Consider the following 19,337-nt stretch of genomic DNA (forward strand, 5'->3'; position numbering starts at 1 on the left):
GGCGACGCCCGGTCAGCCGATCGGCAGGTGTCGAAGGTGCCGGCGGCGGCGCAGCCGGACGCTGAACACGGCCGCCACGGCGCCGATCAGCAGCGCGGTGACGGCCAGCCCGTGCAGCGAACCCCGCGCCAGGTAGCCGGAGTCGGCGTGGTCCACGGCCCAGGTGGCGATCTCCCGGCTGGACCAGAACGGGGTCAGCTTCGCGCCGGTGCCGGCCGGGTCGATAAGCATCTGCACCGCCACGATGGTGAGCAGCAGCAGCGTCCCCTCCAGCTCGCGGGGGAGCAGCGCGCCGATCAGCATCCCGAACGGCGCGGCCACCCCCACGCAGCAGAGCAGCGCCACCGCCACCCCGCCGTGCCGCAGCTCGGGCGCGTCCACGACGGTGAGCACGAAGAACGGCACGGACAGGATGAGCCCGGCCGCCCACAGGCCGAGCAGCCGGCCGAGGTAGAGGTCGTGCGGGCGGTAGCCGGCCAGCCGCAGCCGGGGCTCCAGCTCGCGGGCCGCGCCGGTGGCGAAGAGGGCGGCGGTGCTGACGGCCCAGCTGATGCCGAGCAGCAGCGAGCGTACGGACTGCCCGACGTGCGAGTCCCGCCGGATCAGCCAGAACGCCAGCGGCATCAACAGCAGCAGCAGGAGCACGCCCCGACGGCGCAGCAGCTCCCGCAGGGTCATCTCGGCGACGGTGACGAGGCGGTTCACGCACGCCCTCCCTGGGTGGCCGGGGTCAGGTCGAGCACCAGGTCGACCCGGTCGAGCTGGTTGAGCAGGTGGGTCACCACGACGATCGCCCGGCCCTCGTCGCGCAGCCGGGCGAGCTGGTCCCAGAAGTTGACGTAGGTGCCCTGGTCGAATCCCTGGTAGGGCTCGTCGAGCAGCAGCACGTCCGGCTCGCTGAGGGTGGACATGGTCAGGTTCAGCTTCTGCCGGGTGCCGCCGGAGAGGTTACGGGCGAGGACGTCGCCGTCGGCCTCCCAGCCGAGGTGGCGGGCCGCCGCCCGACCGGCGCGGCGGGCCGGTCCCCGGGCCACACCCCGGCCGGCGCCGACCAGCACGAAGTGCTCGTCGGGCAGCAGGAAGTCGGCCGTGCCGCCCTGCTGGGGGCAGTAGCCGACCCGGCCGGAGACGGTCACGTCCCCGGCGTCGGGGGAGACCAGCCCGGCGCAGACGCGCAGGAAGGTGCTCTTGCCGCAGCCGTTCGCCCCGATCACGGCGGCGATCTGTCCGGCCCGGACGGTCAGGGACGCGTCGCGCAGGACGGTGCGTCGCCCGTACCGCTTGGTGATGCCCCGGGCGTGCAGCCGGACCGGTCCGGGACGCGCGGCGGGCGAGGTGCCGATGGTCTCGACGATCGCCGCGGCGTAGTCCTGCGGCCGGCCGAAGACGACCCACGGGTCGCCCCCGCTGTCGCGCAGGTGCGTGGCGGCCTCGGCGACCACGTGCCGGGCGGCGTCCGCCCGGACCCGGCGCCGGTCCAACTCGGCCGCGAACACCCGCAGCCACTCGTCGGCGTTCATCCGTCGACCCCCTTCGTGACGAGGCCGGTCACCGGGGCGACGAACGCGAGCCAGGCGCTGCCGCCCTGGCGCAGGGTCGCCCGCCCGCTGTCGGTGATCCGGTAGTACTTGCGGGCCGGACCGGACGCGCCCTCCCGCCACTCGGCGGTGACCAGGCCGGTGCGTTGCAGGCGCAGCAGCACCGGATAGAGCGTGCCGCCCTGGATCGGCCCGATGCCGGCGGCCTCCAGCGCCTGGGCGAGCTGGTAGCCGTAGGACTCGCCCTCGCGCAGCAGGGCCAGGACGCAGAGGTCGAGCACCCCGCGCAGCCACTGCCCGCGCCGGTCGGAATCCACCCGAGGAACATAGCGGCACTACCTAGATGGCACAACTACCTAGCTGGCGGCGGCTGCCCTCGGCAGGAGCCGGGACGCGCTCAGCCGGCGACGACGTCCGAGACCACGACTGTCACGTTGTCCGGCGCGCCGGCCTGGTGGGCGAGCTTGACGAGCTGCTCGCCGCAGTGGTGGCGGTCGCCGTACGTGATCAGCGTCGCGGCGATCGTGCCGTCCTCGACGTAGTCGGAGAGCCCGTCGCTGCACAGCAGCAGCCGGTCACCGGCCACCACCGTGAGCACCCCGACCGCCGGGGGAGTGTCCGAGCCCTGCACCGCCCGGGTCACCAGGGACCGCTGCGGGTGGTGCCGTGCCTGCTCGGGCGAGAGCGCCCCCTGGTCCACCAGCGCCTGGACGAAGGTGTCGTCGCGGGTGAGCTGGGTCAGCTCCCCGTTGCGCAGCAGGTAGCAGCGGGAGTCACCCACCTGGGCCAGCACCAGCGCGTCCCCGGCGAGCAGGGCGGCGGTCAGCGTCGTACCCATGCCGTCGCGCGCCGGGTCGACGGTGATGGCGGCGTGGATGCGCCGGTTGGCGGTGCTCACCACGGCGCGCAGCGCCGCGGCCGCCTCGTCGGGGGCGGTCGGCGGGCTCAGCTCGTCCAGGATGCGGATGACGATCTCGCTCGCCACCTCGCCCGCGGGCAGGCCGCCCATGCCGTCCGCGACCGCGACGAGGCGGTCACCGGCGAGGGCGGAGTCCTCGTTGTTGGTGCGAACCAGGCCGATGTCGTTGAGGATGGCCGAGCGGAGGATCAGCGTCATGGGGTCAAGCTTGCCAAGAACACCCTCCCGCCGTCTCTACGCACTACTGCGTAGGGTTGGGGAATGATGCCGGTGTCGATGGTCGGACGCGCCGGCGAGCTGCTTGAGCTCGACCGGGTGTGGTCCACCGTGGTCGCCGGCCGACGGTCCGCGCCGACCGTCGCGGTGATCACCGGAGCCGCCGGGGTGGGCAAGTCCCTGCTGGTCTCGGCCGCCCTCGACGCGTTCGCCCCCCGACCGGCGGTGGTGCTCTCCGGCGCCGCCCGCGTGCACAGCCCCGCCCCGTACGACTGGCTGGCCGCCGTTCTCACGGGCCGGGACACGAGCCGGCTCGACCTGCCGCCGGACGCGCTGGCCTGGCTCGCCCAGCAGCCGACCGCGCCGCGCGAGCGCTACGCGCCGGGCACCCTGCTCCGCCTCGCGGTGCGGGTCGTCCGGCTGCTCGTCGGCGCCGGCCCGGCCGTGGTGGTGGTGGAGGACCTGCACGCCCTCGACCCGGCCAGCCTCAACCTGGTCGGCGAGCTGGCGACCGCCGCCGACCTGCCGGCGTTGCTGGTGGTGGCGAGCCGGCCCGCCGAGGACGCCGTCGCGCCGGACCTCGCGGTCCGCGCCCTGGCCCGGCTCTGCGGCGTCCGGGGCGCCGTCCGCCAACACCTCGGACCGCTGCTCCCGGCCGAGGTCGCCGAGGTGCTGACCCAGGTGTACGCGGACCCGCGCCCGTCCGGCCGGCTGGTGCGCGCCGTCTGGCAGCGCACCGGCGGCAACCCGTACGCGCTGACCGAGCTGCTCGCCGCCCACGCCGGCCGGGAGCCCGAGGCGCTGCTCCGCCCGCCGCCCGCCGCGCGCCCGCCGAGGGTGGCGTCGCAGCGGCCGGTGGATCCGGTGGACGCCGAGCTGACCGGGCGGGAGATCGAGGTGCTGGGCTGCCTGGTCGCCGGGATGTCCAACAAGCAGGCGGCGCGGGCCCTCGGCATCTCGGTGCGGACGGTCACCGTGCACGTGTCCAACCTGCTGCGCAAGACCGGCTCGGCGTCGCGTACGGAGGCGGCGATCTGGGCGGTGCAGCGGCGGCTACCGGTGCCCACCCCCGTCGACGGCTGACCCCACGACACCTGGTGCTCACCTCCGGGGGTAGCGGAGCAGGAGGCTGGCGGCGACCTCCTCGTCGCCGACGGCGGCGTACACGTGCGGCACGTCCGAGGTCCAGCGCAGGTGCCCGCCGGCGGCGGCGGTCAGCGGCGCGTCGACCGGGCCCGCGCGCAGCACGCCCGCGAAGACGGTGACGTGCTCGGTGACCCCCTTCTGGTGCGCGGGGGAGAGCTGCTCGGGACCGGGCGCGACCAGCATCCGGTACAGCTCGTAGGTGGCGTCGGCGTCCTCGAAGACCTCCAGCAGGATGGCGCTGACCGCGGCGCCGCGGACGACCGGCCCGGCTGCCGGGCCGGAGAGCACGGCCGTCAGCGGTACGCCGAGCTGCGCGGTGATCGCGTAGAGCGTCTCCAGGGTCGGGTTGCGGGTGCCGTTCTCCAGGCCGGAGAGGGTCGCCTTCCCCACCCCGGCGAGCCGGGCGAGGGCGGACAGCGACATCCCGCGTTCCTCGCGCAGGGCGCGTACCCGGCGACCGACGGCCTCGGCGCCCGGATCGGGGGCCGATCGGTGGACTGGTGACGTCTGCGGCACCCCGCTATGGTGCTACAGGCTCTTGTTCCGTAAACGGAACGGTCGGGGGAGGCGGGATGGCGGGACGGTCGCAACCGGTGCTGGCGGGTGTGGTGACCGCCCTGGTCGGGTTCGCCAGCTCGTTCACGGTGGTGCTGGCCGGCCTGCGGGCCGTCGGCGCCTCGGACGCACAGGCCGCCTCGGGGCTGCTGGCGGTGTGCGTGGCCTCCGGGATCTCCGCCGTGTGGCTGGGCCTGCGGCACCGGATCCCGATGAGCGTCGCGTGGTCCACCCCGGGCGCGGCGCTGCTGGTCGCCACCGGCACGGTGCCCGGCGGCTGGCCCGTCGCCGTCGGGGCGTTCCTCGTCTCGGGCGCGCTGATCGTGGCCGCCGGACTGTTCCCCGCCCTCGGGCGGGCCGTCGCGGCGATCCCCCGGCCGATCGCGGGCGCGATGCTCGCCGGGGTCCTGCTGCCGCTCTGCACCGCCCCCGTCCGCGCGCTGGTCGAGGTGCCCCGGCTGGCCGTCCCCGTGGTGCTGGCCTGGCTGCTGCTGCACCGGTTCGCCCGCCGGTGGGCGGTGCCGGGCGCGCTGGTCGTCGCGGTGGCGGCGATCGCGCTGACCACCCCGGTCTCCGGGCTCGGTGGCGCGCGGCTGCTGCCCGCGGTCGAGTTGACCGCGCCGGCCTGGGACCTCTCCGCGATGGTGGGCCTCGCGTTGCCGCTCTTCCTGGTCACCATGGCCGCGCAGAACGTACCGGGGATGGCGGTGCTGGTCGGCTACGGCTACCGGCCGCCCTTCGGCGCCGCGCTGCGCGCCACGGGACTGACCACCGTGCTCGCCGCGCCCGCCGGCGGGCACGCGGTCAACCTCGCCGCGATCACCGCCGCCCTGGCCGCCGGCCCGGACGCCCACCCCGACCCGGACCGCCGCTGGATCGCCTCGGTCACCGCCGGGACCGGGCTGGCCCTGCTGGGGCTGGGCGCCGGTGCGGCCACCGCGCTGGTCGCGCTCGCCCCGCCGGTGCTGATCGAGGCGGTCGCCGGGCTGGCACTGCTCGGCGCGCTGGCCACCGCGCTCACCTCGGCGCTGGCGGAACCGGCGGACCGCGAGGCCGCCGTGGTCACCTTCGTGGTTACCGCCTCCGGGGTGACCCTGCTCGGCGTGGGCGGCGCGTTCTGGGGCCTGGTCGCGGGCGGGGTGATGCTCCTGCTCTTCCGCCGCCGCTCCGGCGGGCCGACCGCGCCGGAGCCGCCGCCCGAACCCGCCGCGACGGAGTCGCCGGGGCCGGCGGTGGAACCCGTCACGACCGGGGCGCCGGGGCCGGCGGTGGAGCCTGTCACGACGGCGTCGCCGGGGCCGGCGGCGGAGCCTGTCACGACCGGGGCGCCGGGGCCGGCGGTGGAGCCTGCCACGAGCGGGGCGCCGGGGCCGGCGGTGGAGCCTGCCACGAGCGGGTCGGCGGGGCCGACCGAGACCGGGCGGGTGGGTGTCACTCCTCGGGCGGCAGGTCGCGGGCCGGGACGTCGAGGCGTACCTGGTCGTCGGTGACGTCGGCGATCTGCTCGGCGAGCACGTAGACCGCGCCGGTGCGGACCAGGTCGGTGGAGACCTTCAGGTAGCCGCTGTGCAGCAGCCGGGCGGCCAGGTCGGCCGGTACGTCCGGCTCCTCCACGGCCGTCGACTCGATCAGCTCGTCCAGGCTGCTGCCGGGGTCGGCGGTCGGCGCCTGCACTGTCACCGCGTTGGGATCACCCCGCTGGACCAGGTCGACGGTGCCGAACTCGGTGCCGTCGACGTCGATCACCCGCATGCCCGTGGTGACCCGGGAAACTGTCGCCTGCCGCTCGGTGCCCTGCTGCTCCATCCCGGGGCGGTTCCCGGCCCCCGCTCCGGCTAAACCACCGTCGAGATCTTGGACAGTTGTCGCTCGGGCTGAACGCCAACTGTCCAAGATCTCGGGCGGGGTCCCTCACCAGGCGGGCGGGGTTCCTCACCAGGCGGTTGGGGGGCGGGGGGAGAGTTCGCGCCACGTGTCGGTGCCCTGGAGCAGCGCCCGGACCGTCTCCTCGGCCTCCTCGGCGGTGCCGTACTCGTAGAACCGGGAGACGCCCTCGGAACCGCCGGCACGCTGCTCGACGTGCCACCGGTCGGCGTCCACCCGGAGGAAGACGTCGCGCCGGGCCAGCCGGCCCCATTTCCCGTTCCACCAGTGCTTCCGCTGCTCCATGGCGGGACTCTATCGAACAGGCGTACGAAAATGTGTGGCCCCTGCGGGATTCCCGCAGGGGCCGATGTGCGTGCGCCGGGTTCAGCGCCCGGTGGGCGGTTCCTCCCGGCGGCCGAGCACCTCGTCGAGCGCCCCGCGCCGCTGCCCGGGGGTGGTGTGGCCGGCGGCGACCAGGGCGTCGCGGATCTCGGTGAGTAGCCGGACCTCCTCGCTCGGCGCCTTCGGCGGCGGCTCCTCGCCCCGCTTGCGCCGCTCGGCCAGCTTGTTCATCGGGTAGACGACCAAAAAGTAGAGCGCCCCCGCGGTGAGCAGGAACGTGATCAGCGCGTTCACGAACGCGATCCAGTCGAAGGCGATGCCGCGGAACATCGGGGCAGTGCCGGCCAGGCCCTTGTCGCTGCCCGTGATGAGCAGCACGAAGACCCGGATCAGCGGTTCCAGGAACGACTTGGTGAGCTGGGTGACCACGCCCGTGAACGCGGCGCCGATGACGACACCGACCGCCAGGTCGACGACGTTGCCGCGCATGATGAAGTCTTTGAAGCCCTTGAGCATCCGTACTCCCGAGGTGTCCGGTCTTCCGTCCGGCACAACCTATGCCCTGGGCGAGGGCTCCAGAAAAGCGCCGGCCTCGATCGCCGCGCGGCCCGGGTCGCCGGCCCGGATCGCCTCGACCAGCCGGGAGTGGTCGACGTAGCGGTCCGGCTCCAGCGCGCCGCCCATCGACTGGGCGATCGTGCTGTGCAGCGCGGCCCCGACCGAGGCATACAGCTCGGCGAGCATGCCGTTGTGCGCCGCCGCGACCACGGCGGTGTGCAGCGCCGCGTCGGCCGCCACGAACTCGTCGAACCGGCCGTCGTGCCAGGCCGCCTCGCGGGCGGCGAGCGCGCCGTCCAGGGCCGCCAGGTCCTCGGTCGTACGCCTCAACGCGGCGAGCCGGGCGGCCTCCACCTCGAAGGCGCGGCGCACCTCGACGACCTCGGCCATCCGGTCGGCGGTGAGCCGGCGGGCCACCACCGGGGCCAGCTCGTCGGTCGACACCACGTACGTCCCGGAGCCCTGCCGGCACTCCAGCACCCCGGCGTGCACCAGCGCCCGCACGGCCTCGCGGACCGTGTTGCGGCCCACGCCGAGCGCCGCGACCAGCTGTGGCTCGGTGGGGATCCGCCCGCCGACCGGCCACTCGCCGCCGAGGATCCGCTCCCTGAGCTGGGCGATGGTCTGCCGCACCCGGTGGCCCCTGGGCGGCGCGGCGGCGGAATCAACCGACGGTGGCACTGGTTACAACACCTGCCTGAAATTCATCCCATGATTGTAGGTTCGGACACATGACCCCGCCAACCACCGCCGCCGTCGACGCCGGAACCCCACCGCGTTCCGTGCCGGAGACGATCGCCGGGCCGGACGACGTGCCCGCACCGGCGGATGCGACGGCTCCTGCCGCCGGTACCGTCGGCGCCACCCCCAAGCCCGCCGGACCGGTCGCCGGTGGGCTGCTCGTGCTCGCCGGCATGCTGCTCGTGGCGCTCAACCTGCGGGCCGCGATCACCAGCCTCGGCGCCCTGCTCGACGAGGTACGCGGCGGCCTGGCCCTCTCCGGGGCGCTGGCCGGGGTCGTGACCACCCTGCCCGCGGTGGCCTTCGCCGTCTTCGGGTCGCTCACCCCCCGGCTGGTCCGCCGGAACTCCCCGGCCCGGGTGCTGGTGGTGGCGATGCTGATCCTCGCCGCCGGGCAGCTCGTCCGGGTCGGCACCGACTCCGCGCTGGTCTTCATCGCCGGCAGCGCCCTCGCGCTGGCCGGGATCGCGGTGGCGAACGTCCTGCTCCCGCTGCTGGTCAAGCAGTACTTCCCGCACCGGATCGGACTGGTCACCGGGGCGTACTCGATGACGCTGACGGTGGGCGCGACGGTGGCCGCCGCGGCGGCGGTGCCGGTGGCGCACCTCTTCGGCACCTGGCGGGCCGGGCTCGCCGTGTGGGCCGGGCTGGCCCTGGTGGCCGTACTCCCGTGGGTGCCCCTGGCGCTGCGGGCGCGCGCGGCCCGACGGGCGGCGACCCCGGCGGCGGTGGCGCCCCGTGCCCGCCGGATCCGGCCGGGGCGGACCCGGCTCGGCTGGGCGATGGCGGTCTACTTCGGGACGCAGTCGCTGGGCGCCTACGCGATCATGGGTTGGCTGGCCCAGCTCTTCCGCGACGCCGGCTACCGGCCGCAGGACGCCGGCCTGCTGCTCGCCGGGGTGACGGCGCTGGGCGTGCCGATCGCCCTGCTGATGCCGACCCTGGCCGGGCGGCTGCGCACCCTGCACCCGCTGGTGCTGACGCTCTCCGCCGCGATGGCCCTCGCCTACGTCGGGATGGCCGTCGCGCCGCACGACGGGGCGCTGCTCTGGGTGGTGCTGCTCGCGATCGGGCAGAGCGCCTTCCCGATGATCCTGGCCACCATCGGGCTGCGGGCCCGGACGACCGAGGGGACGGTGGCGCTCTCCGCGTTCAGCCAGAGCGTCGGCTACCTCATCGCCGCGCTGGGGCCACTGCTGGTGGGCATCCTCTACGGGACGACCGGCGGGTGGACCGTCCCGATCGGGTTCCTGCTGGCGGCGCTCGCCGTGCAGACCGGCGCGGGCATGGTGATCGCCCGTCCCCGACACATCGAGGACGAGGCGTGAGGAGGAACCGTCAGGAGGTGGCCGGCGTGGGATCGCCGGCCACGGCCTGGTCGACCGTCGGGTAGGTGTGCAGCACCTCGACGAGACCGCTCACCTCGAGGATGCGCAGCACGCCCCGCTGCGGGGCGGCCAGCCGTACCACGCCGCCCGCCTCGTCGCAGCTGTTCTTGGCCCGGACGAACACCGACAGCCCCGTGGAGTCGCAGAACGAGACGTTCGCCAGGTCGAAGACGAGCCGGCTGCGGCCCTTGTCGAGCAGGTCGGTGATCTGGTCCTGGAGCTGCGGTGCGGTCGCCATGTCCAGCTCGCCCGCGACCGATACGACGACCACGTCGCCGCGTTGTTCCGTGTGCACCGTCAAGGACATTCGCCAGACCTCCTGTTATCGGGGAAACGGTATCCCACGATCGGGGTGGTACGCAGAACGGGATGCGGCATCCGGGGGCCGTCCTCATTCGTTTGCCCTGCGACAAGTAGCGCTGCGACCCCCGGTGATAGAGTCCGCCGTCGAGGTCGAAGGGGGTCCACCATGGCGTTGAGCGCCGAGGAAAGCAGCCGGCTGGCCGGTCTGCTGACCGGTCATGCCGATCGGATCATGCAGCGCTGGACGGAGATCGTCGCCGGGTCCCTGCGCGGGCGGCTCAGCCAGGGCGAGCTGCGCCGGCAGCTGCAGGAGCTGCACTCTAGCATGATCACTGTCAGTGAGCAGGGTGCCGTCGACCTCGACTCCGAGCGGGCCGCCGAGCTGCGCGCCGTGCTCTCGGAGCTGTCCCGGGGACGCGCCCGGCAGGGCTTCTCCGCCTCCGAGACCGCGATCAGCGTGTTCTCGCTCAAGGAGGTGCTGCTGGAGCGGATGGAGGCCGAGGGCGGCGCCCAGACGCTGCGCGACTACGTCGCCTTCTCCGGGCTGATCGACCAGATGGGTCTCTTCACCTTCGAGAGCTTCGTGCGCACCCGCGAGAGCCTCATCGCCGACCAGGCGGAGCAGCTGCTGGAGCTGTCCACCCCGGTGGTGAAGCTCTGGGAGGGCGTGGTCGCCGTGCCGCTGGTCGGCACCCTCGACTCGGCCCGGGCCCAGGTCGTGATGGAGCGGCTGCTCCAGACCCTGGTCGACACCGGTTCGCCCTACGCGATCATCGACATCACCGGCGTACCGGCGGTGGACACCCAGGTCGCCCAGCACATCCTCAAGACCGTGGTGGCCGCCCGGCTGATGGGCGCCGACTGCATCATCTCCGGCATCCGGCCGCAGATCGCCCAGACCATCGTGGCCCTCGGCATCGAGTTCGGCGACATCGCCACCAAGGCCAGCCTCGCCGACGCGCTGCGGCACGTGCTCCGGCTCACCGGGGTCGAGACCGGGCGCCGCCAGCGTCGGGAGGCCTGATGGAACGGGTGCCGATCCTCAAGATCGGCGACATCCTGCTGGTCTCCATCCAGGTCGACATGTCCGACCAGACGGCCGTCCAGCTCCAGGAGGACCTCGCGGAGCGGATCGTCGCCACCGGCTGCCACGGCGTGATCATCGACATCACCGCCCTGGACATCGTCGACTCCTTCGTCGGGCGGATGCTGTCGACCATCGCGTCGATCTCCAAGGTGCTCGACGCGGAGACGGTCGTGGTCGGGATGCGTCCCGCCGTCGCCATCACCCTGGTCGAGCTGGGCCTGTCGCTCAACGGCATCCGGACGGCGCTCAACGTCGAGCGGGGCATGGAGCTGATCGCGGCGGCCCACGCCGACGAGCGCGAGCTCGCGTTCGACGACGAACCGGACGCCGAGACGACGGCGTTGTCATGACCACCGGAGTCGACCTGGGCCAGCCGCAGGCGCAGGCGATCCGCAGCGACGAGGACGTGGTACGCGTCCGGCAGTTGGTGCGTACGGTGTCGGTGGCGGTCAAGCTCTCGCTCGTCGACCAGACCAAGGTCGTCACCGCGGCGAGCGAGTTGGCCCGTAACACCCTGGTGTACGGCGGCGGCGGCTCGGTCGAGGTGGCCATCGTGGACAACGGCCGGCGGCGGGGCGTGCGGATCGTCTTCGCCGACTCCGGCCCGGGCATCGCCGACCTCGACCTGGCGCTGACCGACGGCTACACCACCGGCGGCGGGCTCGGACTCGGGCTCAGCGGCGCCCGCCGGCTGGTCGACGAGTTCGACATCCAGACCGCCGCGGGTGAGGGAACCCGGATCACGGTCACCAAATGGGCCCGATGAACGACGACGTGGTCTCCGACCGCGGAGTCTGGTACCGGGTCGAGAGCGGCGGCGCGGCGAGCACGGCGCGTCGGGCCGCCGAACGGCTCGGCGCCCAGCTCGCCCTGGGCGACGCCCGCATCGCCGACCTGTCCATCGTCGCCGCCGAGCTGACCAGCAACCTGGTCAAGCACGCCGACGACGGTGTCGTGCTGCTGCGGCCGGTGCGGCGCGACGGGGAGGCCGGCGTGGAACTGGTCGCCCTCGACTCCGGGCCGGGAATGGCAGACCTCACCGCCTCCTTCGAGGACGGGCACTCCACCGTCGGGACGCTCGGCATCGGCCTCGGCGCGATCGTCCGGCAGGCGAGCTGGTTCGACTGCTACTCCCGGCCGCAGCGCGGCACCGTCCTCGCCGTCCAGGTCTGGCCGAAGGCCGACGGCGGGCACGAGCGGCCCTGGGCCGGCGCGCTCAGCCGGCCGATGCCCGGGGAGTCGGTCTGCGGCGACGGGTACGCGTGGCGGATCGTCGAGGGCCGGCGCCAGGTGCTGGTCTGCGACGGCCTGGGACACGGCCCGCTCGCCTCCGCCGCCACCGACGCCGCGCTCGACGCGTTCCGCAAGGCGCCGGCGGGGCCCCCGTCGGCGGTCGTCGCGCACCTGCACCGCTCGATGTCGCACACCCGGGGCGCAGCGCTCGCCGTGGCTGAGCCGGACCCGTCGGCCGGGGTGCTGCGCTACTCGGGGCTGGGCAACATCTCCGCCGTCGTGATCGGCGGCGACGGCAAGCGGCGGGGCCTGGTCTCGCTGCCCGGCATCGCCGGGCACCAGCGACCCGCGGTCCGGGAGTACGACTACCCCTTCGACGGCGACGCCCTGCTGGTCATGCACAGTGACGGGGTGGTCGACCGCTGGCAGCTCGCCGACTATCCCGGTCTCGCCGACCGGTCGCCCCTGGTGGTGGCCGCGACGGTGCTGCGTGACGCCGGCACGCGCCGCGACGACGCCTGCGTCCTGGCCGCCCGGGCCTGGTCGTGACCGGGTCCGCCGGGGCGCCGCTGCTGCAGATGGCGCTGCGGGTCGAACACGACATCTTCGTCGTCCGGCAGCGGGGCCGTGAGGTCGCCGCCGCGGTGGGCCTTGAGCACCAGGACCAGGTACGCATCGCCACGGCGCTCAGCGAGGTCGCCCGCGACCTGCTGCACTCGGTCGGCGGGGCGGAGGTGGCATTCGTCCTCGTCCACGACGCCGTCGACGGCAGGCGGCACCTGCGGGTGGACCTCGTCCCCGTGCGCCCGCTGCCCGGCGGGCGGTACGAGCCGCAGTCCGGTGCGGTGGCGCGGTTGGTGGACAAGTTGGGCGTGGCGACACGCGAGGGGGCTACGGTCGTGAGGATGTCCCGACGTGTCCCGGTCACCGCAGAGGTGCTGACCCCCGAGCGTCTCGCCGAGCTGCGGTCCGAGCTCGACCGGAACGCCCCGGGCAGCGCCCTGGACGAGCTGGCCGCCCAGAACGCCCAGCTCATCGCCGCCCTCGACGAGGTACGCAGCCAGCGCGACGAGCTGGCCGTGCTGAACGAGGAGCTGGCCGAGACCAACCGGGGCGTGATGGCGCTCTACAACCAGCTCACCGAGGAGCTGGAGGAGACCAACCGGGGCGTGGTGGCCCTCTACGCCGAGCTGGACGAGAAGTCCGCGCAGCTGCGCGCGGCCAGCGAGTCGAAGAGCCGGTTCCTGGCGAACGTCAGCCACGAGCTGCGGGCCCCGGTCACCGCGATCATCGGCCTGGGCCGGCTGCTGGGCGACTCCGCCTCCGACCCGCTCACCGCCGAGCAGGCCCGCCAGGTCGGGCTGATCCGCTCCTCGGCGGGTGACCTCCTCACGCTTGTCAACGAGCTGCTCGACCTGGCCAAGGCCGAGTCGGGCCGGATCGAGCCCGACTGGGCGGAGGTCGACCTGCGGCCGGTCTTCGGCCAGTTGCGCGGCACGCTGCGGGCCCTGGCCATCCGGCCCGACGTCGAGCTCGTGGTGGAGGAGCCGCCCGTCCCGGCGACGCTGCGTACGGACGAGGTGCTGCTCGCCCAGGTCCTGCGCAACCTGCTGCACAACGGGCTCAAGTTCACCGAGCGCGGCGAGGTCCGGCTGCGGGCGGAGCGGCAGGACGAGCGCTGGTCGCTCATCGTCTCCGACACCGGCGCGGGCATCCCCCCGGAGCTGCAGGAGCGGATCTTCGAGGAGTTCTACCAGGTGCCCGGCGCGACCCGGGTCGGCGGAACGGGCCTCGGCCTGCCGTACGCGCGGCGGCTGGTGACCCTGCTCGGCGGCAGCCTCGTGGTGTCCAGCGAGCCGGGCCGGGGCAGCACGTTCACCGTCACCCTGCCTGTGGGCGGAGCGTGACGTGGAGGGCGGCCCGGCGACGGTACTGGTGGTCGACGACAGCCCCACCAAGCGCTACCTCCTGGTGAGCTGGCTCTCCCGGGCGGGCTTCGCGGTGCTGGAGGCCGAGAACGGCGCCGAGGCGCTGGCCCGGGTCGGGGTGGATCCGATCGACCTCGTGGTGCTCGACGTGCGGCTGCCGGACCTGAACGGCTTCGAGGTCTGCGAGCGGATCAAGGCGGCGCACCCGGCGATGCCGGTGATCCACGTGTCCGCGCACGCGGTGGACGTGGTGGACCGGGCGCAGGGGCTCACCCGGGGCGCGGACGCGTACCTGGCGGAGCCGATCGAGCCGGAGGAACTGGTCGCCACCTCCCACGCGGTGCTGCGCTACTACCGGGCCCGGCAGCGCGCGGAAGTGCTCGCCGAACGGCTCCTCGGCCTGGCCGACACCACCATGGCGGTGCACTCCGCGCCGAACTTCGCGCGGCTGCTGGAGGCGGCGGCGGCCGGCGCCGCGCAGATCTTCAGGAGCCCGGCCGCCGTGGTCGCCGAGACGTTCGACGGCGACTGCATCGCCGGGATCGCGGATGGCCCCGACTGCACGGCCACGATCGTCCCGTGGATCGTCGACGACACCGGGGTCCCGACGGGAACGACGGTCCGGGTGGACGATCCGGCCGCCTGGGGACTGGTCGGGTGGCCGGCGGGCGACACGGTCACGGTGGTCGCCGCCCGGCTGCGCGAGGACCGGGCGCCGCTCTACGTCGTCGTGCCCACCGCCACGCAGACCGCCCACACCCCCGTGCTGCGGCAGCTCGCCCAGGCCGTGGCGGCGGCCGTGGAAGCGCAGCGCTCCTTCGACGAGGAGCACCGCATCGCGGTCACCCTCCAGCGCAGCCTGCTGCCGCGCCGGATCCCGCAGGTCAACGGGCTCGACCTGGCCGTGCGCTACGAGCCGGCGAGCGCCCAGACCGAGGTGGGGGGCGACTTCTACGAGCTGGTGATGCTCGACGGCCACCTGCTGCTGGCGATCGGCGACGTGGCCGGTCACTCGCTGCACGCCGCGACGGTGATGGCCGAGCTGCGGCACGCGGTGCGGGCGTACGCGGTGGAGGGGCACCAGCCGGGCGAGATCCTGCACCGGGTCAACGAACTCATGCGCACCCTGCTCCCCGACGAGCTGGCCACGATCTGCGTGCTGCTGCTGCACCCGCCCAGCGGCCGGGTGCGGCTGGCCAGCGCCGGGCACCTGCCGCCGGCGCTCAGCCTCGACGGCAAGGTGGAGTTCGTGCAGCACTCGGCCCCGCTGCTCGGGGTTCGCGCGCCCCGGCCGCCCGACCTGGAGTTCGTGCTGCCGGCCGGGGCGACGCTGGTGTTCTACACCGACGGACTGATTGAGCGGCGGGACACCACCATCGACGACGGGCTGGCCGCCCTGGCCGTGGCCGCCACCCGGGTCGACGACGACCTGGACCGGTTCTGCGAACGGCTCCTGGTCGAGCTGGCTCCGCCGGAGATCCACGACGACGTCGCCGTGGTGGCCCTCCGCCGCAACTGAGCCGGCTGCGCGCGGGGCGGCGACGGCGGGGCCACGCTCGTACCCTGAGCGCATGGCCACGAAGACTGGTGATCTGCTCGCAGCCGCGGCGCCCCGTGCCGTCGCGGTGGTCCGGGGCGTCTCGGACGACCAACTGGACCTGCCGACCCCGTGCAGCGACTACGCCGTGCGCGACCTGCTCAACCACCTCTACGACGTGGTGGTCAACTTCCAGGCCCTCGCCGGCAGGGGGCAGCCGGAGTGGGCGGAGAAGCCCGACCACCTGGCCGAGGGCTGGCGGGACCGGTTCGAGGCGGAGGCCGCGAAACTGGTCGCGGCGTGGTCGGACCCGGCCGCGCTGGAGGGCGTCTCGCCCGGGATGGGGCTGCCACAGGAGACGGTCGGCACCATGGTGCTGCTCGACCTGACGGTGCACGCCTGGGACCTGGCCGTCGCCACCGGGCAGCCGTTCCGCCCCGCGCCGGAGGCGCTGCCCCCGCTGTACGCCCTGTGCGAGCAGATGGGGCCGGCGGCCCGGGAGCAGGGCGTCTTCGCGGAGCCGGTGGGGACGTCGTCGTCGGACGCTCCCGAGATCGACCGTCTGCTCGCCCTGACCGGCCGGGACCCGGGCTGGTCGGCGGGCGCCTGAGCTCGAAGCGCCACCAGGCCCGCGCGGCACCCCCACCGCGCGGGCCTCCTTGACAGTCACTATTCACCGGGTGAATAGTGACGCGGTGTCCACCTCGCACGTGTTGCTGGGCCTGCTGGCCGCCGGCAACCGGCACGGCTACGAGCTGAAGCGCGCCCATGACGAGCGCCTGCCCCGCGCCAAGCCGCTGGCCTTCGGGCAGGTCTACTCGACCCTCGGCCGGTTGCAGCGGGACGGCCTGGTGGCACCCGCCGGGCAGGAACGCGAAGGCGGCCCCGACCGCACCGCGTACTCGCTGACCGCCGACGGCCGGGCCGCGCTCCAGCGGTGGCTCGCCGAGGTCGAGCCACCGATGCCGTACGTCGCCAGCACGCTCTTCGCCAAGGTGGTCGTGGCGCTGCTGGTGGCCGACGCGGACCGGGCCCGGACCTACCTCGTCGCCCAGCGGCAGGCCCACACCGAGCGGCTGCGCGAGCTGACCGCGGTGAAGACGGCGCCCTCGGCCAGCCTCGACGACATCGTCGCGGCCGACTTCGCCATCGCCCATCTCGACGCCGACCTGCGGTGGTTGCAGACCACCCTGGGCCGCGTCGCCGACTGGCACCGGGAGGTGCACTCGTGACGCAACTTCAGGCTCGCGGCGTGGTCAAGGCCTACGGGCGGACACCCGCGCTGCGCGGCGTCACCGTCGACGTCGCCGAGGGGGAGATCGTCGCCGTCACCGGCCCGAGCGGCTGCGGCAAGTCCACCCTGCTGCACTGCCTCGCCGGCATCCTCCGTCCGGATGCCGGCGAGGTGAGCTGGAACGGGCACCGGATCGACACCTGGTCCGAGGCGGCACGATCCAGGCTGCGGCGCACCGAGTTCGGGGTGCTCTTCCAGTTCGGCCAGCTCGTCGCCGAACTGACCGCGGCCGAGAACGTCGCCCTTCCGCTGCTCCTCGCCGGCACCCGGCGGCGGGAGGCGCGGACGGCGGCGCTGTCCTGGATGGAGCGGCTCGGCGTGGCCGACCTGGCCGACGTCCGGCCGGGCGAGATGTCCGGCGGGCAGCAGCAGCGCTGCGCGATGGCACGGGCGCTGGTCACCGAGCCCCGGGTGCTCTTCGCCGACGAGCCGACCGGCGCGCTGGACACGCTCACCGGCGAGCAGGTGCTCGTCCAACTGGTCCGGCTCGCCCGCGAGCAGCGGACCACGGTCGTCCTGGTCACCCACGAGCCGCAGATCGCCGCGTACGCCGACCGCGAGGTCATCCTCCGCGACGGCATGGTCGACCACACCGGGCTCGGCCTCGACACCCCGCTGCCGGGCAGCCGCCGGTGAGACCGTCGACGCTGGTACGCCTCGCCCTGGCCGGCACCCGCACCGACACCGTCCGGGTGGCGCTGACCGCGCTCAGCGCCGCCCTGGCCACCCTCGTCGCCCTCGCCGCGCTCACCGTGCTGGCCATCCCCACCCCGCCCGCCACCGCCGACAACGGCAACCGTTGGTCGCTGCAGTACGCCAACGAGCTGCTCGTCGAGCCGGGGCTGCGCGGCGGCACCGCCTTCGCCCTGCTGCTGCTCATGATTCCCGTGCTGGCCCTGGCCGGGCAGTGCGCCCGGCTCGGCGCCCCGGCGCGGGACCGCCGGCTGGCCGCGTTCCGGCTGGCCGGCGCCACCCCCGGCCAGGTGACCCGGATCGCCGTGCTGGAGGCCGGCCTGGCGAGCCTGCTCGGCACGCTGGCCGGCGCGTCGGTCCACTTCGCCGGCCGGGAGCTGCTCGACCGGCCCGATGCGCAGGGACGGCTCGCGCTCCCCACCGACGTGCTGCCCGCCCCGGGCGCGCTGGTGGCGGTGCTGGCGGGGCTGCCGGTCGTGGCGGCGCTGGCCACCGCGCTGATGCTGCGCCGGGTGAGCACGACCCCGTTCGGCGTGCTGCGTACGCACCGCCGGGAACGCGGCCCCCGACCCTGGGCGGGCGTCCTCATCGGCGCCGGGCTGGCCGCCTTCGTCGCCGTCGAACCGGTCACCCGCCTCTACGACCGGCGCGCCACCGACCCGCCGTCGTGGCTGGTGCCGGCGCTGCTGGTCAGCGGCGGGCTGGCCGCGATGATCGGGGTGGTCGTCGGCACCGGCTGGATCTCCTGGACGGCCGGGCGGATGCTGCACCGCTACGCCCGGGGGCCGGCCGCGCTGCTCGCCGCCCGCCGGTTGACAGCCGACCCGTGGGCGGGCAGCCGCACCTTCGCCGCACTGCTGGCGGCGGTGCTCCTCGGCGCGGGCGCGGCCGGGCTGCGGGAGTACTTCGTCGCGGCGGGCGAGCTGAGCCGGCGGACCGGCGGCGGACTGGCCGGCGACGACGGCTTCTACCTGCGGACCATGGACCTGGTGGACCTGGCGGTGGCGGTGGCCATGCTGGTCGCCGCCGGTGGGCTCATTGTCGCGGTGGTGGAGGGGATCACCGCCCGGCGGCGTGCGTACGCGGCCCTGGTGGCGACCGGGGTGCCCCGGCCCACGCTCGGCCGGTCCATCGCCTGGCAGTCGCTGGCCCCGGCCGTGCCGGCGGTGGCCGTCGCCCTGGCGGTGGGCCTGCTCCTGGCCCGGGGACTGTTCCGCACGCCGACCGCCAGCCACTACGACGAGGTCTGCGACGCCACCGCGCAGCTCTGCGCCGACCCCGCCACCCGGGCGCGCCACACCCGGGTCGTGGCGATGCCGGACGTGACCGTGCCGCCCGACGTACCGCTGGAACAGCTGGCCCTGCTCGGGGCCGGCGCCCTGGCGGGGGTGCTGGCGACGGTCGGCGTCGGCCTGCTCTTCCTGCGCGCGAGTACGGCGGTGGAGGAGCTGCGGACGACCTGAGCTGTAACGCCGGCGGCGGTCCGGACGCTGTCTGCTCGGAGGCCGGGCCGACGGGCCCGGCGAGGGCCGGACGGCCCCGGTGTGTGCGGCAGCGGGAGTCAGTAGATGCGCAATCAGTCGAGCGGAGCGCCTCCGGTGTTCGTCGACCGGACGGGACGGCGGCGCCGGCTCACGGTGATCGCCGGCACCGCGATGGGCTTTGGCCTGCTCACGAGCCTCGGCCTGATCGCCGCCGGCCTCTTCATGGACTCGTCGGTGTCGCCGCCCGGCTGGTCGGACACCCGCCCGGCGGCACCGCGCGAAGCCGAGGCGGACGGCCGCAGCGAGGTGGGCGGCGCGTCGTCGGCCCGCCCCCGTCCGTCGCCCGTGACCAGCTCCGCGGTCCCGGTGCCCACCCGCACGGCCGGCGACGGCACCGCCCCGACCATAGGCGTTCCCACCGTCCGGCCGAGCCGGTCCGACGAGCCGGGCCGGGGTGACGAACGGCGCACCGCGAAGCCCAACCGGTCCCCGGGTAAGCCGAGGTAGCG

At 74.5% G+C, this 19,337-nt stretch carries 24 protein-coding genes; 14 read left to right on the forward strand and 10 right to left on the reverse strand.

Annotated features, from left to right (window positions below; all coding sequences use genetic code 11):
• Positions 1–12 precede the first annotated feature (12 nt).
• The 4 genes from ACGFNF_RS16240 to ACGFNF_RS16255 all read right to left on the reverse strand — a co-directional run bounded on the left by ACGFNF_RS16240 (position 13) and on the right by ACGFNF_RS16255 (position 2,655).
• On the reverse strand, positions 13–705 hold the full coding sequence (locus tag ACGFNF_RS16240; protein WP_357576883.1) for a hypothetical protein: 693 nt from the start codon (positions 703–705) through the stop codon (positions 13–15).
• Complete coding sequence (locus tag ACGFNF_RS16245) at positions 702–1,520, reverse strand: ATP-binding cassette domain-containing protein (RefSeq protein ID WP_393168673.1); 819 nt, start codon at positions 1,518–1,520, stop codon at positions 702–704. Before ACGFNF_RS16245 ends, ACGFNF_RS16240 begins: the two co-directional genes overlap by 4 nt.
• Positions 1,517–1,855: a PadR family transcriptional regulator gene (locus tag ACGFNF_RS16250; protein WP_151452587.1), complete on the reverse strand. Its 339-nt coding sequence runs from the start codon at positions 1,853–1,855 to the stop codon at positions 1,517–1,519. The genes ACGFNF_RS16245 and ACGFNF_RS16250 overlap by 4 nt, the downstream gene beginning before the upstream one ends.
• Before the next feature lie 80 nt (positions 1,856–1,935).
• Positions 1,936–2,655: a PP2C family serine/threonine-protein phosphatase gene (locus ACGFNF_RS16255; protein WP_151452588.1), complete on the reverse strand. Its 720-nt coding sequence runs from the start codon at positions 2,653–2,655 to the stop codon at positions 1,936–1,938.
• A 63-nt stretch (positions 2,656–2,718) separates the two neighbouring features.
• Here ACGFNF_RS16255 and ACGFNF_RS16260 point away from each other — a divergent pair, with 63 nt between their 5' ends.
• Positions 2,719–3,756, forward strand: a complete 1,038-nt coding sequence (locus ACGFNF_RS16260) for a LuxR C-terminal-related transcriptional regulator (RefSeq protein WP_393168675.1) — start codon at positions 2,719–2,721, stop codon at positions 3,754–3,756.
• Positions 3,757–3,774: 18 nt separating this feature from the next.
• Here the strand turns inward: ACGFNF_RS16260 and ACGFNF_RS16265 are convergent, their stop codons facing one another.
• Positions 3,775–4,242, reverse strand: a complete 468-nt coding sequence (locus tag ACGFNF_RS16265) for a helix-turn-helix domain-containing protein (RefSeq protein WP_357576879.1) — start codon at positions 4,240–4,242, stop codon at positions 3,775–3,777.
• Between the two features lie 149 nt (positions 4,243–4,391).
• On the opposite strand from ACGFNF_RS16265, the gene ACGFNF_RS16270 reads away from it, so the two are divergent.
• Positions 4,392–5,864 (forward strand): benzoate/H(+) symporter BenE family transporter, encoded by a 1,473-nt coding sequence (locus ACGFNF_RS16270; RefSeq protein ID WP_393168679.1) that lies wholly within the window; start codon positions 4,392–4,394, stop codon positions 5,862–5,864.
• Here the strand turns inward: ACGFNF_RS16270 and ACGFNF_RS16275 are convergent.
• From ACGFNF_RS16275 to ACGFNF_RS16290, 4 genes are all read right to left on the reverse strand, one after another.
• Positions 5,806–6,180 carry a hypothetical protein gene (locus tag ACGFNF_RS16275; protein WP_393168681.1) on the reverse strand — a complete coding sequence of 125 codons (375 nt, stop codon included), beginning with the start codon at positions 6,178–6,180 and terminating at the stop codon, positions 5,806–5,808. The genes ACGFNF_RS16270 and ACGFNF_RS16275 overlap by 59 nt on opposite strands.
• A 126-nt stretch (positions 6,181–6,306) precedes the next feature.
• The gene (locus ACGFNF_RS16280; RefSeq protein WP_132232264.1) at positions 6,307–6,543 is read right to left on the reverse strand and encodes a hypothetical protein; all 237 of its coding nucleotides are present in this window, start codon (positions 6,541–6,543) and stop codon (positions 6,307–6,309) included.
• Between the two features lie 81 nt (positions 6,544–6,624).
• On the reverse strand, positions 6,625–7,098 hold the full coding sequence (gene mscL, locus ACGFNF_RS16285) for a large conductance mechanosensitive channel protein MscL (protein ID WP_311412197.1): 474 nt from the start codon (positions 7,096–7,098) through the stop codon (positions 6,625–6,627).
• Positions 7,099–7,137: 39 nt separating this feature from the next.
• On the reverse strand, positions 7,138–7,821 hold the full coding sequence (locus tag ACGFNF_RS16290) for a FadR/GntR family transcriptional regulator (protein WP_393168683.1): 684 nt from the start codon (positions 7,819–7,821) through the stop codon (positions 7,138–7,140).
• 50 nt (positions 7,822–7,871) lie between these two features.
• Between ACGFNF_RS16290 and ACGFNF_RS16295 the strand changes: the two genes are divergently transcribed.
• Positions 7,872–9,209, forward strand: a complete 1,338-nt coding sequence (locus tag ACGFNF_RS16295) for an MFS transporter (RefSeq protein ID WP_393168685.1) — start codon at positions 7,872–7,874, stop codon at positions 9,207–9,209.
• Between the two features lie 10 nt (positions 9,210–9,219).
• Here the strand turns inward: ACGFNF_RS16295 and ACGFNF_RS16300 are convergent, their stop codons facing one another.
• A complete protein-coding gene (locus ACGFNF_RS16300; protein WP_091624489.1) occupies positions 9,220–9,576 on the reverse strand; it encodes an STAS domain-containing protein in 357 nt (118 codons plus the stop codon).
• 162 nt (positions 9,577–9,738) lie between these two features.
• On the opposite strand from ACGFNF_RS16300, the gene ACGFNF_RS16305 reads away from it, so the two are divergent.
• The 11 genes from ACGFNF_RS16305 to ACGFNF_RS16355 all read left to right on the forward strand — a co-directional run bounded on the left by ACGFNF_RS16305 (position 9,739) and on the right by ACGFNF_RS16355 (position 19,335).
• Complete coding sequence (locus ACGFNF_RS16305; protein WP_357576875.1) at positions 9,739–10,596, forward strand: STAS domain-containing protein; 858 nt, start codon at positions 9,739–9,741, stop codon at positions 10,594–10,596.
• The gene (locus ACGFNF_RS16310) at positions 10,596–11,009 is read left to right on the forward strand and encodes an STAS domain-containing protein (RefSeq protein ID WP_357576874.1); all 414 of its coding nucleotides are present in this window, start codon (positions 10,596–10,598) and stop codon (positions 11,007–11,009) included. Before ACGFNF_RS16305 ends, ACGFNF_RS16310 begins: the two co-directional genes overlap by 1 nt.
• A complete protein-coding gene (locus tag ACGFNF_RS16315; RefSeq protein ID WP_357576873.1) occupies positions 11,006–11,425 on the forward strand; it encodes an ATP-binding protein in 420 nt (139 codons plus the stop codon). The genes ACGFNF_RS16310 and ACGFNF_RS16315 overlap by 4 nt, the downstream gene beginning before the upstream one ends.
• On the forward strand, positions 11,413–12,441 hold the full coding sequence (locus ACGFNF_RS16320; RefSeq protein WP_393168689.1) for a SpoIIE family protein phosphatase: 1,029 nt from the start codon (positions 11,413–11,415) through the stop codon (positions 12,439–12,441). Before ACGFNF_RS16315 ends, ACGFNF_RS16320 begins: the two co-directional genes overlap by 13 nt.
• A 29-nt stretch (positions 12,442–12,470) precedes the next feature.
• Positions 12,471–13,799 carry a sensor histidine kinase gene (locus ACGFNF_RS16325; protein WP_393168960.1) on the forward strand — a complete coding sequence of 443 codons (1,329 nt, stop codon included), beginning with the start codon at positions 12,471–12,473 and terminating at the stop codon, positions 13,797–13,799.
• A 1-nt stretch (position 13,800) separates the two neighbouring features.
• A complete protein-coding gene (locus tag ACGFNF_RS16330) occupies positions 13,801–15,339 on the forward strand; it encodes a SpoIIE family protein phosphatase (RefSeq protein WP_393168691.1) in 1,539 nt (512 codons plus the stop codon).
• A 52-nt stretch (positions 15,340–15,391) separates the two neighbouring features.
• On the forward strand, positions 15,392–15,967 hold the full coding sequence (locus ACGFNF_RS16335; protein ID WP_357576871.1) for a TIGR03086 family metal-binding protein: 576 nt from the start codon (positions 15,392–15,394) through the stop codon (positions 15,965–15,967).
• An 85-nt stretch (positions 15,968–16,052) separates the two neighbouring features.
• Positions 16,053–16,589, forward strand: coding sequence for a PadR family transcriptional regulator (locus tag ACGFNF_RS16340; protein WP_393168962.1), 537 nt, complete (start codon positions 16,053–16,055; stop codon positions 16,587–16,589).
• Positions 16,586–17,287, forward strand: a complete 702-nt coding sequence (locus ACGFNF_RS16345) for an ABC transporter ATP-binding protein (protein ID WP_132232244.1) — start codon at positions 16,586–16,588, stop codon at positions 17,285–17,287. Before ACGFNF_RS16340 ends, ACGFNF_RS16345 begins: the two co-directional genes overlap by 4 nt.
• Positions 17,284–18,807 carry an FtsX-like permease family protein gene (locus ACGFNF_RS16350; protein ID WP_393168694.1) on the forward strand — a complete coding sequence of 508 codons (1,524 nt, stop codon included), beginning with the start codon at positions 17,284–17,286 and terminating at the stop codon, positions 18,805–18,807. The genes ACGFNF_RS16345 and ACGFNF_RS16350 overlap by 4 nt, the downstream gene beginning before the upstream one ends.
• Positions 18,808–18,912: 105 nt before the next feature.
• A complete protein-coding gene (locus ACGFNF_RS16355) occupies positions 18,913–19,335 on the forward strand; it encodes a hypothetical protein (protein ID WP_393168696.1) in 423 nt (140 codons plus the stop codon).
• The last annotated feature ends 2 nt before the right edge of the window (positions 19,336–19,337 follow it).

The organism is Micromonospora sp. NPDC048868, from assembly GCF_043198195.1.
In the GTDB taxonomy this organism is placed as follows: domain Bacteria; phylum Actinomycetota; class Actinomycetes; order Mycobacteriales; family Micromonosporaceae; genus Micromonospora; species Micromonospora reichwaldensis.